This window comes from Paludisphaera soli, from assembly GCF_011064595.1.
Taxonomy (GTDB): domain Bacteria; phylum Planctomycetota; class Planctomycetia; order Isosphaerales; family Isosphaeraceae; genus Paludisphaera; species Paludisphaera soli.
The window spans coordinates 453,466-467,277 of sequence record NZ_JAALJI010000002.1 but is presented as its reverse complement, the minus strand read 5'-3'; the positions used below and the strand labels follow the sequence as shown (position 1 = coordinate 467,277).

General features: G+C 72.7%; 11 protein-coding genes. 7 read left to right on the top strand and 4 right to left on the bottom strand.

Annotated features, from left to right (window positions below; all coding sequences use genetic code 11):
• Positions 1 to 61 precede the first annotated feature (61 nt).
• Positions 62 to 1,090, top strand: a complete 1,029-nt coding sequence (gene ahr / locus G6O68_RS04760) for an NADPH-dependent aldehyde reductase Ahr (protein WP_165245350.1) — start codon at positions 62 to 64, stop codon at positions 1,088 to 1,090.
• Positions 1,090 to 1,692 carry a DUF302 domain-containing protein gene (locus G6O68_RS04755; RefSeq protein ID WP_206108014.1) on the top strand — a complete coding sequence of 201 codons (603 nt, stop codon included), beginning with the start codon at positions 1,090 to 1,092 and terminating at the stop codon, positions 1,690 to 1,692. The genes ahr and G6O68_RS04755 overlap by 1 nt, the downstream gene beginning before the upstream one ends.
• 37 nt (positions 1,693 to 1,729) lie before the next feature.
• On the opposite strand, the gene G6O68_RS04750 is transcribed toward G6O68_RS04755, so the two are convergent.
• The 3 genes from G6O68_RS04750 to tatC form a co-directional block, all read right to left on the bottom strand.
• Entirely contained in the window at positions 1,730 to 2,968 is a 1,239-nt protein-coding gene (locus G6O68_RS04750) for a cofactor-independent phosphoglycerate mutase (RefSeq protein ID WP_165245348.1), read from the bottom strand.
• Between the two features lie 53 nt (positions 2,969 to 3,021).
• Positions 3,022 to 4,329 carry a homoserine dehydrogenase gene (locus tag G6O68_RS04745; protein ID WP_165245346.1) on the bottom strand — a complete coding sequence of 436 codons (1,308 nt, stop codon included), beginning with the start codon at positions 4,327 to 4,329 and terminating at the stop codon, positions 3,022 to 3,024.
• 109 nt (positions 4,330 to 4,438) lie between these two features.
• Positions 4,439 to 5,458: a twin-arginine translocase subunit TatC gene (tatC, locus tag G6O68_RS04740; RefSeq protein WP_165245344.1), complete on the bottom strand. Its 1,020-nt coding sequence runs from the start codon at positions 5,456 to 5,458 to the stop codon at positions 4,439 to 4,441.
• Between the two features lie 332 nt (positions 5,459 to 5,790).
• Here tatC and G6O68_RS04735 point away from each other — a divergent pair, with 332 nt between their 5' ends.
• Together G6O68_RS04735 and G6O68_RS04730 are read left to right on the top strand one after the other, a co-directional pair.
• Positions 5,791 to 6,771 (top strand): type I phosphomannose isomerase catalytic subunit, encoded by a 981-nt coding sequence (locus G6O68_RS04735; RefSeq protein ID WP_165245342.1) that lies wholly within the window; start codon positions 5,791 to 5,793, stop codon positions 6,769 to 6,771.
• Positions 6,772 to 6,804: 33 nt separating this feature from the next.
• Positions 6,805 to 7,893: a hypothetical protein gene (locus G6O68_RS04730; RefSeq protein ID WP_165245340.1), complete on the top strand. Its 1,089-nt coding sequence runs from the start codon at positions 6,805 to 6,807 to the stop codon at positions 7,891 to 7,893.
• On the opposite strand, the gene G6O68_RS04725 is transcribed toward G6O68_RS04730, so the two are convergent.
• Positions 7,818 to 8,939 carry a glycosyltransferase family 4 protein gene (locus G6O68_RS04725; RefSeq protein ID WP_165245338.1) on the bottom strand — a complete coding sequence of 374 codons (1,122 nt, stop codon included), beginning with the start codon at positions 8,937 to 8,939 and terminating at the stop codon, positions 7,818 to 7,820. The two genes, G6O68_RS04730 and G6O68_RS04725, sit on opposite strands and share 76 nt — an antisense overlap.
• Before the next feature lie 137 nt (positions 8,940 to 9,076).
• Here G6O68_RS04725 and G6O68_RS04720 point away from each other — a divergent pair, with 137 nt between their 5' ends.
• The 3 genes from G6O68_RS04720 (at position 9,077) to G6O68_RS04710 (ending at position 13,810) form a co-directional block, all read left to right on the top strand.
• Positions 9,077 to 10,051, top strand: coding sequence for an AAA family ATPase (locus G6O68_RS04720; RefSeq protein WP_165245336.1), 975 nt, complete (start codon positions 9,077 to 9,079; stop codon positions 10,049 to 10,051).
• Positions 10,052 to 10,127: 76 nt separating this feature from the next.
• The gene (locus G6O68_RS04715; RefSeq protein WP_165245334.1) at positions 10,128 to 11,576 is read left to right on the top strand and encodes a DUF58 domain-containing protein; all 1,449 of its coding nucleotides are present in this window, start codon (positions 10,128 to 10,130) and stop codon (positions 11,574 to 11,576) included.
• Complete coding sequence (locus G6O68_RS04710) at positions 11,573 to 13,810, top strand: transglutaminase TgpA family protein (protein WP_165245332.1); 2,238 nt, start codon at positions 11,573 to 11,575, stop codon at positions 13,808 to 13,810. Before G6O68_RS04715 ends, G6O68_RS04710 begins: the two co-directional genes overlap by 4 nt.
• The last annotated feature ends 2 nt before the right edge of the window (positions 13,811 to 13,812 follow it).

Here is a 13,812-nt window from a genome sequence, read left to right as displayed (position 1 = left end):
CGGGCGGCGGCCCCGACGGGCCGGGATCGCCGCCGGTCGCCCCGAGAAAGCGAGCAGGCGGATGTCCGAGATCGACGCGTGGGTGGTTCCGGCGGCCGGTAAGGAACTCGTCCGGGAGAGGGTCGACCTCGGCCCGCTCGGGGACGAGGAGGTGGAGGTCGAGGTCCAGCACTGCGGCCTCTGCCATTCCGACCTGTCGGTGCGCGAGGACGACTGGGGGTTCGGCGCCTTCCCGGCGGTGCTCGGACACGAGGCCGTCGGCCGCGTGGTCGCGGTCGGGCCGGCCGCCAAGGGGCGGAGGGTCGGCGAGCAGGTCGGCGTCGGCTGGACGGCGGGGAGCTGCATGCACTGCCGCCCGTGCCTCTCGGGCGACCAGCACCTATGCGCGACCGCCCAGCCGACGATCGTCGGCCACCGCGGCGGCTTCGCCAGCCGGGTCCGGGCTCATTGGGCCTGGACCGTGCCGATCCCCGAGGGCCTCCCCGCGGCCGACGCCGGTCCGCTCCTCTGCGGCGGGATCACCGTGTTCAACCCCCTGGCGAGGTTCGCCACGCCGATGAGCCGCGTCGGCGTGGTGGGGATCGGCGGGCTGGGGCACATGGGGGTGAAGTTCGCCGCCGCCTTCGGCTGCGAGGTCACCGCGTTCACCTCCAGCCCGGCGAAGTTCGAGGAGGCCCGCGGCTTCGGGGCCCACCACGTCGTCGCCACCCGCGACGCCGAGGCCGTCCGCAAGCTCGAACGCTCGCTGGACCTGCTGATCGTCACCACGAACGTCCAGCTCGACTGGGCCGCCCTGATCGCCACGCTCCGCCCGAACGGCCGGATGCACGTCGTCGGCGTGGTGCCGGAGCCGATCCCCATCCCGGTCTTCCCGCTCCTGATGCGTCAGGCCAGCGTCTCCAGCTCGCCGACCGGCTCCCCGGTGGCGATCGCGACGATGCTGGAGTTCGCGGCGCGGCACGGCGTCGCCCCGCAGACCGAGCACCTGCCGATGAGCCGGATCAACGAGGCCTTCGACCGCCTGAAGGCCGGCAAGGCCCGCTATCGGATCGTGCTCGACGCCGACTTCGGGGCCGAGGGCCGGGCCTGATGAAATCGCGGACCGGGTACGCGGCCGTCTCGCTCGTCGTCATGGGGATCGTCGCCCGCCTCGGCGGGCCGTCTTCATCCGGCGAGGCCGTCGCCGCAGGAGATCGCCCGATGGAGACCGTCACGCGCGTCGAGGTTGAGCACGTCCGGCTGGTCGCGGAGAAGGGCTTCGACGAGGTCTCGGCCGCGTTCCTGGCCCGGCTGGGGACGTTCGACGCGGCGAGGCACCGGGCGTTGCTGGAGGCGGGCGCCGCCGACGCGACGCGGGCGGAACTGGAGCGGATGGCCGGGCCCAGCGGCTTCATGCTGTTCGGCAGCCAGGATCACGGGAAGCTGCTGGGCCTGGTCGGCCGAGAAGTCCGGGCCGTCCAGTACGTCATCGGCAATCCGTTGTTCGCCGTCGAGATGACCCGGCACGCCGTCGGGGCGGGGCTCTACGCGCCGCTCCGCGTGCTGATCCACGAGGTCGAGCCGGGCCGGACGTGCGTCGAATACGACCGGCCCTCGTCGCTGTTCGGCCAGTTCCGCGACGGCGCGGTCGACGAGGTCGCGAAGGGGCTCGATAGGAAGCTGGAGGCGCTGATCGGGGCGGCCGTGCGGTGACGCTGGGGGCGGCCCCGGCCCGGTCGCCCCGCCCGATTCAGCGGCCCGTCCAGCCCAGGTCCAGGAACTTCGCCATGAGCCGCCAGCCCTGGTCGAAGAACGGGCCGCCGCCGTCGCGGGCGTGGGCCTCGTCGTAGCGGAGGCCCGAGGCCGGGATGTTCGCGCCGGCGATGGTCCAGGCGACGGGGGCGCGGTCGTGGGCGCGGGTGCGGAGCAGGGTGGAGTGGTCGGGGGAGATCAGGATCCGCCAGGGGGCGCCGGTCGACTTCAGGTGGTCGAGGATCGGGGCGACGATGTCGCGGTCGATCCGCTCGATGGCCTCGACCTTCGCGTCGGCCCGGCCCTCGTGGCTGGCCTCGTCGGGGGCCTCGACGTGGACGCAGACGACGTCGTGGTCGGCCAGGGCGGCGATCCCGGCGCGGCCCTTGGCGGCGTAGTCGGTGTCGAGGTACCCGGTGGCGGTCGGCACGTCGATCCGGTCCCAGCCCGCCAGCACGCCGACGCCGCGCACCAGGTCGACGGCCGAGATGATGGCCCCCTTGAGGCCGTGCAGCTCGCGGAAGGGGGGCATGTGGGGGGCGGGGCCCTGGCCCCAGAGCCAGATGGCGCTCGCCGGCTTCTCGCCTCGGGCGACCCGAGCGAGGTTGACCGGGTGGCTCGCCAGGATCGGCTCGGCCCGCTTCATCAGGTCGAGGAGCAGGTCGGCGCCCGGGCCCTGGGGGAGGTAGTCCGCGGCCGGCTGACCGGGGTGGTCGTGGGGGGGGACGGTCCTCGTCTCGGCGGAGAGGCGGGGCTCTCCCGGCTTGCCGCGGTAAACCATCAGGTTGCGGTAGCTGACGCCGGCGTGAAACTCGACGTCGGGGCGGCCCAGCTCGGCCTGGAGGGTCGCCAGGATCGGCGCGCCGTCCTCGCTGGTGATGTGCCCGGCGGTGAAGTCTTCGAGCCTGCCGTCGGCGATGGTCATGAGGTTGCAGCGCACGGCCCAGTCCTCCGGGCCGAGGGTCACGCCCATCGCGGCGGCCTCCAGCGGGGCGCGGCCGGTGTAATAGGCTTCCGGGTCGTAGCCGAAGAGGCTGAGGGTGGCGACGTCGCTGGCGGGGAGGAAGCGGTCGGGGACGTTGCGGGAGCGGCCGACGAGCCCTTCGGCGGCGACGCGGTCCATCGCCCGCAGGTCGGCCGCCTGCAGGGCCGTCTTGCCGCCGAGCGCCTCGAACGGCTCGTCGGCGGCCCCGTCGGGGATCACGATGACGTACTTGGCCTGGGCGGGGGAGGGCACGGCGGGCTCCTGAGATCCTGGGGAAAGGCGAGGGGGGCTCGACGCGGCCCGGGTCACTCCTCGACGCCGAGGCGGACGCTGGGGGCGCGGACGACGTCGAGGCGGTCGATCTGGGCGATGGCCTCGCGGAGGTGCTCCTCGACGGCCAGGTGGGTCATGATGACCAGGGGGACGGTGGCCTCGTCGCCCTCGCCTTCGTCGCCCGGCTCGTGCTGGATCACGCTGGCGATGCTGATCCCCTTGTCGCCGAGGATCTGGGCGATCGCCGCGATCACCCCGGGCCGGTCGGCGATCAGGAACCGCAGGTAGTTGCGCCTGCGCGAGCGGCTCGGCGGCAGGAGCGGGACGGCGGGGGCCTCGGTCGACCAGAAGTCGAGCGTCCGGGAGGTCAGCAGGGCCCGGCCGACGACGACGTCGATCAGGTCGGCGACGACGGCCGAGGCGGTCGGCATCATGCCGGCGCCCCGGCCGTAGAAGAGGGTGTCGCCCACGGCGTCGCCGACGGCGCGGACGGCGTTGTAGGGGCCGTGGACCTGGGCGAGCGGCGCGTCGCGGCGGACGAGCGTGGGGGCCACCCGCAGCTCCAACGCGCCGTCGGCCAGCCGGGCGTGGGCCAGCAGCTTGATCGTGTAGCCCAGCTCGCGGGCGTAGGTTAGGTCGGCCAGCTCCAGGCGGTCGATCCCCTCGCGGGGGATGTCGGCCGTCGTGACGTTCGCCCCGAAGGCCAGTTGCGCCAGGATGGCGAGCTTGTGGGCGGTGTCGGTGCCGTCGACGTCGAGCGTGGGATCGGCCTCGGCGTAGCCGAGCGCCTGGGCCCCGGCGAGGGCGTCGGCGTAGGCGATCCCCCCCTGGGTCATCTGGGTGAGGATGTAGTTGCAGGTGCCGTTGAGGATCGCCGCCAGGCTCTGGATCTGGTTCGCCGCCAGGCCCACGTTGATCGCGCCGACGATCGGGACGCCGCCGGCCGAGCTGGCCTCGAACGCCACGGCGCGGTCGGCCTTCCGGGCGGCGGCGAAGATCTCCGGGCCGTGCTCGGCCAGCAGCGCCTTGTTGGCCGTGACGACGTGCTTGCCGGCCGCCAGCGCGTCCAGGACGATCCGGCGGGCCGCGTCGACCCCGCCGATCAGCTCGACGACGATCGCGACCTCGGGGTCGTCGATCACGCGGCGGGGGTCGTCGACGATCCGCAGGCCCTCGAAGTCGCCCTCGCGGGGCTTCTTCAGGTCGCGGACGACGGCCCACTTGCAGTCGATCCGGCGACCCGCGCGTCGGGCGATGCGGTCGGCGTGCTGCGTCAGGATCCGGGCCACGCCCGCGCCCACGGTCCCCAGTCCGACCAATCCCACGCTGACCTGTTGCATCGCGACCGCCGTAGAGCGAACCGGTGGAGTAGAGGAGACGAGGGCCGCCCGGGGGCGGCGCTCAAGTCTAGGTCCCGGCCGCCTCGTCCGCAAGGCGACCGGGCGAAGCTCAGGCGCGGGCCGGGAGCGCGGTCTTGGAGCCCCGGGCGATCAGGATGATGCCCAGCTCGTAGAGCAGGATCATGGGGGCCGCCAGCAGCGACATGCTGATCGGGTCCTGGCCGGGGGTCAGCACGGCGGCGGCGATGGTGATGATCAGGATGGCGAACTTCCGCTTGCTGCGGTAGTCGTCCACCGTGAAGATGCCGATGCGCTGCAGAAAGAGCATGACCAGGGGGGTCTGGAAGGCGATCCCGAAGACCAGCGGGAGCATCGTCGCGAAGCTCATCCACTCGCTCAGCCGCAAGGTCGGGGCGACGCCCAGCCAGACGTTGAAGTCGAGCAGGAAGGCCAGGGTCAGCGGCAGCACGAACCAGAAGCAGAGCGCCACGCCCCCCATGAAGAGGCCCAGCGAGACGGGCAGGAACCGCATGACGTAGTGCCGCTCGTGGCGGTAGAGGCCGGCGGCGATGAACGCCCAGATCTGGTAGAAGACCCAGGGGCTGGCCATCACCAGGCCGGAGACGAGGCAGACCATGAAGTAGATCGTGATCGTCTCGAGCGGGCCGAGCGAGATGAGCGAGTTGTCGAACTGGAGCACCGACTGCTCGCTGGCGTCGATCATCTCGGCGAGCTTGTAGCGGATCGGGAAGATGAGGTTCTGCCCCTTGACCGCGTCGGCCTCGGGGAGCTTCACCTCCGGGGCGAGCTTGCGGAGGGCCTCGATGAAGGACTCGGCGGGGACCTCCGCCTGCATGGGCTCGGAGACCATCTTGGCGGCCTCGGCGACGGCCCGCTTCTTGGCGTACTCGCTCTTGTAGAACTTCGTGAGGGCCACCTTGGCGGGGGCCTCCATCTGCTCCATCACCCGCTTGCCGATGTCGAGCGGCGGGATGAAGACGATCAGGACGCCGACGAACAGGCCGGCGAGCGCCAGGATGAGCCGCACGCGCAGCTCCTCGAGGTGCTCGCCGAAGCTCATCGTCACCATCGTCTGCTCTTCGGTGAAGAGGTCGCGATCGCTGGGCATTGGACGTGGACCAACGGGGGGATGCGCCCGCCTCGGAAGGGCTCGGGCGTCGGATCGAGGAAGCGGAGGAGACGCGGGCTGCGACGGCCTGTCCCGAGGCCGGAGCCCTTGGCGGGCGGCGCCGCGCGTCGGTCTCGCCGGGACGACCGGTCGCGCGGGGGCGTTCCTACTGACGACGAGTCTAGCACCCGCCCCCCCGAATTGCCAGGCCCCGGCCGCCTCGGAAGCCCGCCGGCCGGTGATGGACGGCGGCTCGGCCCGGCGTTACAAATGGCGGGGTCCCCGACCGATCGCCCCGACTCGCCGCCCGGCTCAGGATGGAGACCCCTTCGATGCAGCCCCCGCTCGAACCGCTCGCGTTCACGCCGATCCTCCGCCGGCTGGTCTGGGGGGGCCGCCGGCTGGGGACGGTCCTGGGCAAGCCGCTGGGCGACGGCGACGACTACGCCGAGAGCTGGGAGGTCGCCGACTACCATGACGCCGTCAGCGTGATCCGCCTCGGGCCCCTGGCCGGTACGACCCTCCGCGACCTCGTCCATTCCCGCCCCGCCGAGCTGTTCGGCCGCGGCCGCGAGGCGGCCCAGTTCCCGCTGCTGGTCAAGCTCCTGGACGCCCGCGAGCCGCTCTCGGTCCAGGTCCACCCCGACGACGAGCTGGGCCGCGAACTGGCCGACGACCGGGGCAAGACCGAGGCCTGGGTCGTCCTGGCCGCCGATCCCGGGGCCCGCATGTACGCCGGGCTGAAGGCGGGCGTGGCCCGCGAGGAACTGGAGCGGGCGATCCGATCCGGCGAGGTCGAGCCGCTGCTCCACGCCTTCGAGCCGAAGCCCGGCGACTGCGTGCTCGTCGAAGCGGGGACCGTCCACGCCATCGGCGCGGGGGTGCTGCTGGCCGAGGTCCAGCAGACGTCGGACGCCACCTTCCGGGTGTTCGATTGGAACCGGGTCGACGCCGAGGGCAAGCCCCGCGACCTGCACGTCGAGCAGGCCCTCCGCTGCATCGACTTCGCGCGCGGGCCGGTCGGCCCGGTCGCCCCCTCGGCCCTCGTGCTGGAGGACGGCGACGTCCGGGAGCCGCTCGTCCGCTGCCGCTACTTCGAGCTGGAGCGCTGGACGATCGAGTCGCCGGCCGAGATGGGGCGCGACGACCGGTTCACGATCCTGATGGTCCTGGAGGGGGAGGTGCGGGCGCCGTCGCCGCGCGGCGACCTGACCTTCCGCAAGGGGGAGACGGTCCTCTTGCCGGCGGCGGTCGGTCCGACGATGATCGTCCCGGTCGGCCGGGCCGTCGTCCTGGCCTGCCAGCAGCCCTGAGCCCGACCCGAGGGGGCCGTCGCCGGAGAGACCATGGCCGAGGAACCGAAGCATCCCAACGACCCGGACCGGGTCCGACTCCGCGACTGGTCCGGCCTGGCCCGCGCCGTGCCCGCCGCGTTCGACCCCCGCAAGCTCCTGATCGCGGCCGTCGCCTTGCTGGCCCTGGAAGCGGGCTGGCGGGCGATCGAGCGGGTCGCGCCGACGCCCGGGGCTCGACCCTTCCGCGCGTTGGAGTTCGCCAGCCTGTACGGCACGCCCTTCCGGTCGCCGGCCGACTTCGCCGAGGCGATCCGCCGGCCGGCCGGGAACCTGACCCGACCGTTCCGCGTGCTGATCGCGCCCTTGCGGTCGATGTTCGCGATCGACGGCCCGGAGGGGACCTTCGCACCCGGGCTGGCCCGGCTGGCCTGGGCGGCGGCGGTGCTGGGGGTGGCGGGGGGCGCGATCTGCCGGCTGGCCGCGGCCGAGGCCGGCGGGGGCGAGCGCGGCGGCCTGCGCGAGGCGGTCGGATTCGGGTTCCGGCACGCGGGGGGTCTCGCGGCGGCGCCGCTCTACCCGACGGCCATCGTGCTGATGCTGGCGGCCGTCTCGGCCGGCTTCGGGCTGATCGCGCGGCTCGCGCCGTCGCTGACGCTGGCGGCGTCGATCGCGCCGATGGTCCTGGGGCTGGCCTCGGCGGCCTTGCTGGCCTTCGCGGTGGCGTCGTGGCCGCTCGTCCACGCGGCGATGGCGGCCGAGTCGGAAGAGGCCGTGACGGCGATCGCGCGGGCCTACGGATACGTCCGACATCGGCCGATGCCCCTGGCCGCGTGCGCGGCCTCGGCCTGGGTCCTGGGGACGCTCGGCCTGGCGGCGTTCGAGGTCTTCCTCGGGGCTTCGGCGCACCTGGCGGTCTGGGGGATGGGCCTGGCGGCCTTCCCGGCGCGGCCGGGCTCGATCGGCGGCGCCCTGGAGTCCTGGGCGGGGGCCTTCGGGCTGGCCTTGCAGGCCTGGACCTTCGCCTTCTTCTGGTGCGCGGCGGTGCGGGCTTTCCTGATCCTGCGTCAGGATGTGGACGGGGAGCCCGAGCCCGCGCCGGCGATCGGGATGACGGCGGGGGGCTCGGCGGCCCGCTTGTAGAGGGCGGCCAGCTTGTCGGCCTCGGCGTCGATGTCGAACCGGGCGCGGAGGGCGGTCCGGGCGGCGGCGCCCAGCTCCAGGGCGTAGGCGGGGTGGTCGAGGAGGTGGAGCAGGGCGTCGGCCAGGCTCGCCGGGTCGTCGGGGGGGACGAGGAGCCCCGACCGGCCGGGCTGGATCAGGCCGTGGAGCCCCCGGACGTTGGCGGCGATGCTGGGGACCCCCTGGACCAGGGCCAGGGTGAGCGTCCTCCCCATGCTGGGCTCCAGCGCCGGCTGGCAGTAGACGTCGACGGCCGACCAGAGGCGGGGGCCGACGACGTCGAAGTCGGCGACGGTGACGCGCTCCTGGATGCGCAGGGCCAGGGCGCGGCGGCGGACCTCGATCGAGTCGCCTCCCTGGACGGCGATCAGGAACTCCAGGTCGCGGCCCTTGGCCAGGACGATCCGGGCGGCCTCCAGGAAGACGGCGAACCCGGTCTCGGCCAGCGGCGGCCCGGCGACCCCCACGACCGGCACCGTGGACCCGGGGGCCCGGGGCGGGCCCGGCTCGACGACGACCCCGGGCGGGATCGCGACCACGCGGTCGGCCGGGACGCCCAGCTCGTCGACCAGGACGTCGCGCAGCTCCTCGCTGGAGGCGACCAGGGCGTGGAGCCAGCGGCGGCTGATGCGCAGGCCGTCCTCGGCGACGAGGAAGTCGTCGACCGTCTGGATGTAGGGGATCCGCCAGGTCTCGGCCATCGCCAGGGCCGTCTCGGCCGTCTCCTCGTGGATGGCGTGGAGCACGGCGGGGCGGGGCACGGCCCGCCCCTGGAAGACGCGGCGGACGGCCAGGCTCTTGAGCCAGCGGCGGCCGAGGGCGGGGATCTCCAGGACGCGGGGATCCTCCCGCGCGTCGGCCCGACCGGTGCAGACCGCGCGAGGGGCGATCCCACGCTCCTCCAGGCGGTCGAGGAGCGGTCCCAGGGGCCAGCCGTCGTCGTCCAGGCCCAGCCTGCCGGCCAGGATCACCACGTCCAGGGGAGTTTCGCCGCCGCCGTCCGCCACCGTCCCCCTCTCCCCGGAATCTCCGGGACGTTCGTCGCAGCGGCCCCGCGCGGGCGTTGGAATCGCGGTCCGGCTGGTTTATAGTGATTCGGTCCGACTCCGCATCCTTGCGCCCGCGAACCCGTCGAGCCCACGGAATGACCCCACAGCAATCGACCGCCGCCGCCCCCACCCAGGAAGACCTCTACGCGCTGACGAGCCGGCTGCAGGAGAACGTCGGCCAGGTGGTGCTCGGCAAGGCCGAGTCCATCAAGCTCGCCGTGGTCGCGCTGCTGGCCCAGGGCCACGTCCTGGTCGAGGACGTGCCCGGCGTCGGCAAGACGCTGCTGGCGCGGGCCCTCGCGGCCAGTATCGACTGTTCGTTCCGGCGAATCCAGTTCACCCCGGATCTGCTCCCCTCCGACGTGCTGGGGTCGAGCGTCTTCCACGCCCCGTCGAGCGAGTTCGTCTTCAAGCCCGGCCCGGTCTTCAGCCACGTCGTCCTGGCCGACGAGATCAACCGCACCACCCCGCGGACCCAGAGCGCGCTTCTGGAGGCGATGAGCGACCGCCAGGTGTCGGTGGAGGGGGTCACGTACCCGCTGCCGCCGCCGTTCATCGTCCTGGCGACCCAGAACCCCTACGAGTTCGAGGGGACCTACGTCCTCCCCGAGAGCCAGCTCGACCGCTTCATGATCCGGATCCGGATGGGCTATCCCATCCGATCCGAGGAGCGTCGGCTGTTGCACGACCACCGCGCCGGGGAGCCGGTCACCACCCTGAAGCCGGTGCTGACGGCGGCCGACGTGGTCCACCTCCAGGACGGCGTCCGCCGGGTCCGCGTGGACGAGGCGATCGCCGACTACCTGCTGGACATCGTCCACCTGACCCGCCGGAGCGAGGACCTGCACGTCGGCGTCAGCACCCGGGGGGCGTTGACGCTCTACCGCGCGGCCCAGAGCCTGGCGATGGTCTCGGGGCGGGATTTCGTGGTGCCGGACGACGTCAAGTCGCTGGCGGTCCCGGTCCTGGCCCACCGCGTCCTGGGCAAGTCGTTCCTCCAGGCCGGCGAGTTCGGCGCGGCGGAGGCCATCATCCGGGACATCGTCGATCGCGTCAAGGTCCCCACCTGAGCCCGCCCGATCGATCCGGCGGGACGGCGGGGCGCGGGCCCCGAGGACATCCGACGCGACCGGGAGGGATCGAGCGATGAGCGTGGACGAGAAGCCCCGGGGCGCCCGGGGGAAGCGGCGGGCGGGGCGGATCGCCCGGGGCCTGATCCAGGCCCTGGTCCCGACCGAGCGCACGCTGGTCACCCGCGAGGGGTTCTGCTACTTCGCCGTGATGCTCGTGCTGCTGGCGGCGGGGATGCTCCAGCAGATCAACCTGATCCTCCTGGTGGCGACCACGGCTGTCGGCCCGTTCGTCGCCTCGTGGTTCGGCAGCCGGGCGATGCTCCGGAAGCTGGCCGTGCTGCGGCGGTCGCCCGGCTACATCTTCGCCGGCGACCCCCTGGTGGTCGACTACACCCTGGAGAACGGCCGGCGGCGGATGGCCGCCCTGGCCCTCTTCCTGGAGGACCAGCTCGTCTCCGGCGAGCGCGGGGCGACCTCCGCGGCGTCGACGCCCCGGGTCTTCTTCCCCCGCGTGGCCGCCCGGGGCCGCGCCCGGGTCCGCTGGGAGGGGGAGGCGCCCCGTCGGGGCAAGTACCAGTTCCAGAACCTGGACCTGGGGACCCGCTCCCCGTTCGGGATCGTCGAGCGGCGGGTGACCCTGCCGCTCCCCGAGCCGATCTACGTCTACCCCCGGATCGGCCGGCTCACCCGCCGCTGGTTCCAGCTCCAGCGCCAGACCAGCGAGAACCGCCTGGGCCGCCGCCACGACCGCTCGGCCCAGCAGGAGGAGTACCACGGCCTGCGCGACTACCGCTCCGGCGACAGCGTGCGCTGGATCCACTGGCGGACCTCGGCCCGCCGGGGCGAGCTGATGGTCAAGGAGTTCGAGCAGCAGAACGAGCAGGACCTGGCCATCCTGATCGACCCCTGGCTGCCCCGCACCAAGGTCCCGCCCCAGCAGCGCGAGGCGATGGAGCAGGCGATCTCGTTCGCGGCGACGGTGTGCCTGGAGACCTGCCGCCGCCAGGGCCGCCGGCTGGTCCTGGGCTGGACCGGGGCCACCCCCGGCGTGATCCAGGGGCCGGCCTCGGTCAAGCTGCTGCACGAGCTGCTGGAGCAGCTGGCCGTGCTCCGCCCGGTCAACGAGGGGGGCCTGGCCGAGCTGTTCGACGCCCTGCCGGCGCCGACCCTCCGCGACGCGCTCCTGATCGTCGCCAGCACCCGGCCGGTCAACCTGCTGGAGGAGGCCGAGCGTTCCGCCCGCCTGAACCCCGCGTCGGCCCGCAACTTCGCCGGCCGCGTGCTGGCGTTCAACGCCGCCCAGGGGGAGCTCGACGGACTGATCCAGCTCGCCGAAGCCGACTCGAAGGGCCTTCTGGAGCAGCGGGTCTCCAACGCCGAGAGCGACCGCTACACCAGCCAGGAGGAGCGCCGCCGCGGCATGTTCCCCGGCGACGCCGAGGACGACGGGGCGATCATCGAGGAGACCATCTCGCCCGACGAGCCCCCGGCCTGGCGGGCGTGGAAAGGGGGCCGGCCGTGAACAGCTATCTCGTCTATCGGGCCAGCTTCTACCTCATGATGACGGTGGCCACCACCGCCTTGGGCGCCGAGTCGTCCGACGACCGCCTTGGCTGGATGCTCCCGCCGCTGGTGGCCGCGGCCGGCGTGGTCGCGTTCCTGACCGTCGACCGCAACCCCGCCTGGGCTCTCCCCAACGGCCTCGCCACGCTGCTGGGGATCGGCTCGCTGGGGCTCCTCTACCTCGAATACAACATGGACGACAGCCAGGCGGTGCGCTGCTTGGGGCACTGGCTGGTCTCGCTGCAGCTGATCAAGTATTTCCTCCCCAAGTCGAGCGAGGACGACTGGGTCCTGTTCCTCGTGGGCCTGATGCAGGCCCTGATCGGGGCGGTCATCAACGTGGGGGACCAGGTCGGGATCTGGCTGTTCGTCTGGGCCGTCCTGGCCGTCTGGGTCCTGGGCCAGTTCTTCCTCCAGCGCGAGGCCCGGCGGTTCCTGGCGCCGTCGCCCGGCCGCTCCCCGCTGGCGGCCCTGCCGGAAGACCCGTACCGCAGCCTCTTCGACTGGGCGTACTTCTCGGCCACGGCCCGGGTCCTGGCCCTGACGCTGGGCCTGGGCTTCTTCTTCTTCCTGGTCCTGCCGCGCCAGCAGGGGGTGACCCGCTCCCGGTTCGGCAACACCACGACGAAGCACCTGACCGGCTTCGACGAGGAGGTCGCCCTCGGGCAGCTCGGCGAGATCCTCGAGAACGACACGGCGGTGATGACCGTCGAGTTCCTGGACAACGACCGGGCCCCGACCCGGCCCCCCGCCGAGCCGCTCTGGCGCGGCGTGACCCTCACCAATTATGAGAAGGGCCGCTGGCGCCGCCAGAACTACCGCTCGATGCGGACCTTCCCGACCTACCGGACGGGCCGTCGCACCGTCATCCGCCAGGTCGTCAAGCTGGAGGCCAACGACTCCCCCACGCTGTTCGGCCTCCGCCCGTTCGTGGAGGTCACCGCCGGCAACCGGCTCCAGCCCAACCTCAACGCGATCGACGGCACCGTCTTCCGCGCCGAGCCCCGCGGCCCGTATGACTACGAGGTCATCTCCGACGTCGATCCCGCCGCCGTCCAGCTCGGCGAGGAGTCCCCCTCCGAGGAACGCATCCGCGACGTCCTGCTGGCGATCCCGGACGACGTGGCTGTCGCGCTCAAGAAGGTCGTCGACCCGATCGTGGGCGGCCTCCCCGTCGCCGACGTCCCGGCGCGGGCGCGGGCGATCGAGTCGTACTTCCGCGACTCCGGGACCTTCGCCTACACCCTGGAGATGGGCTCCGTCGACGACGCGATCGACCCCGTCGTCGACTTCGTGCTCAACCGCCGCGAGGGGCACTGCGAGTACTTCGGCAGCGCCATGGCGCTGATGCTCCGCTCGGTCGGCATCCCCTCGCGGATGGTCAACGGCTTCAAGGGGGGGGACTGGAACGACTTCACCCAGTCGATGACCGTGCGCCAGAAGCACGCGCATACCTGGGTGGAGGCCTACATCGGCCGCAACGAGCAGGGCCAGCCGATCTGGCTGACCTTCGACCCCACCCCCGGCAACGAGCGCGACCGCTCGGTCGCCCAGGTGGGGGGGCTGGCGTCGAGCTTCCGGGGGTTCACGGACCTCTTCCGCTACATCTGGGTCTTCTACATCCTGGGCTACGACTCGACCCGACAGACCAAGCTCGTCTACAGCCCGGTGAAGCTGCTGGCCCAGCAGATCAACGTGGGCTACGCGATCATCTGGAAGTGGGCCTCCGAGACGTTCTACACCCTCTTCCAGTTCCGCAACCTGCAGTCGCTGATCAGCTTCAAGGGCTTCGTCGTCTCGTTCCTGATCCTCAGCATCGTGGCGGCGCTCGTCCAGGCGGCGATCTGGCTGGTCAAGCGGCTCCTCGCCTGGTGGCGCGGGCCTTCCGGGGACGGCCTGGGGGCTACGGCGGGCGTGCTCTTCTACCGCCGCCTGGCCCACCTGCTCGCCGAGTACGACCTGAAACGCGCGCCGGCGGAGACCCAGGGGGAGTTCGCCCACCGGGCCTTCCGGTTCCTGAACGGCCGGGGCGACGGCGGCCAGGAGGTCGCCGCGCTCCCCGAGCGGGTGGTGGAGGCGTTCTATCAGGTCCGGTTCGGCGACCGCGACCTGTCGCCGGAGACGCTCGACGAGCTGGAGCGCAGCCTCGACCTGCTGGAAGCCCGGCTGGGCGAGCCGGCCGCCGCCCGCTGACG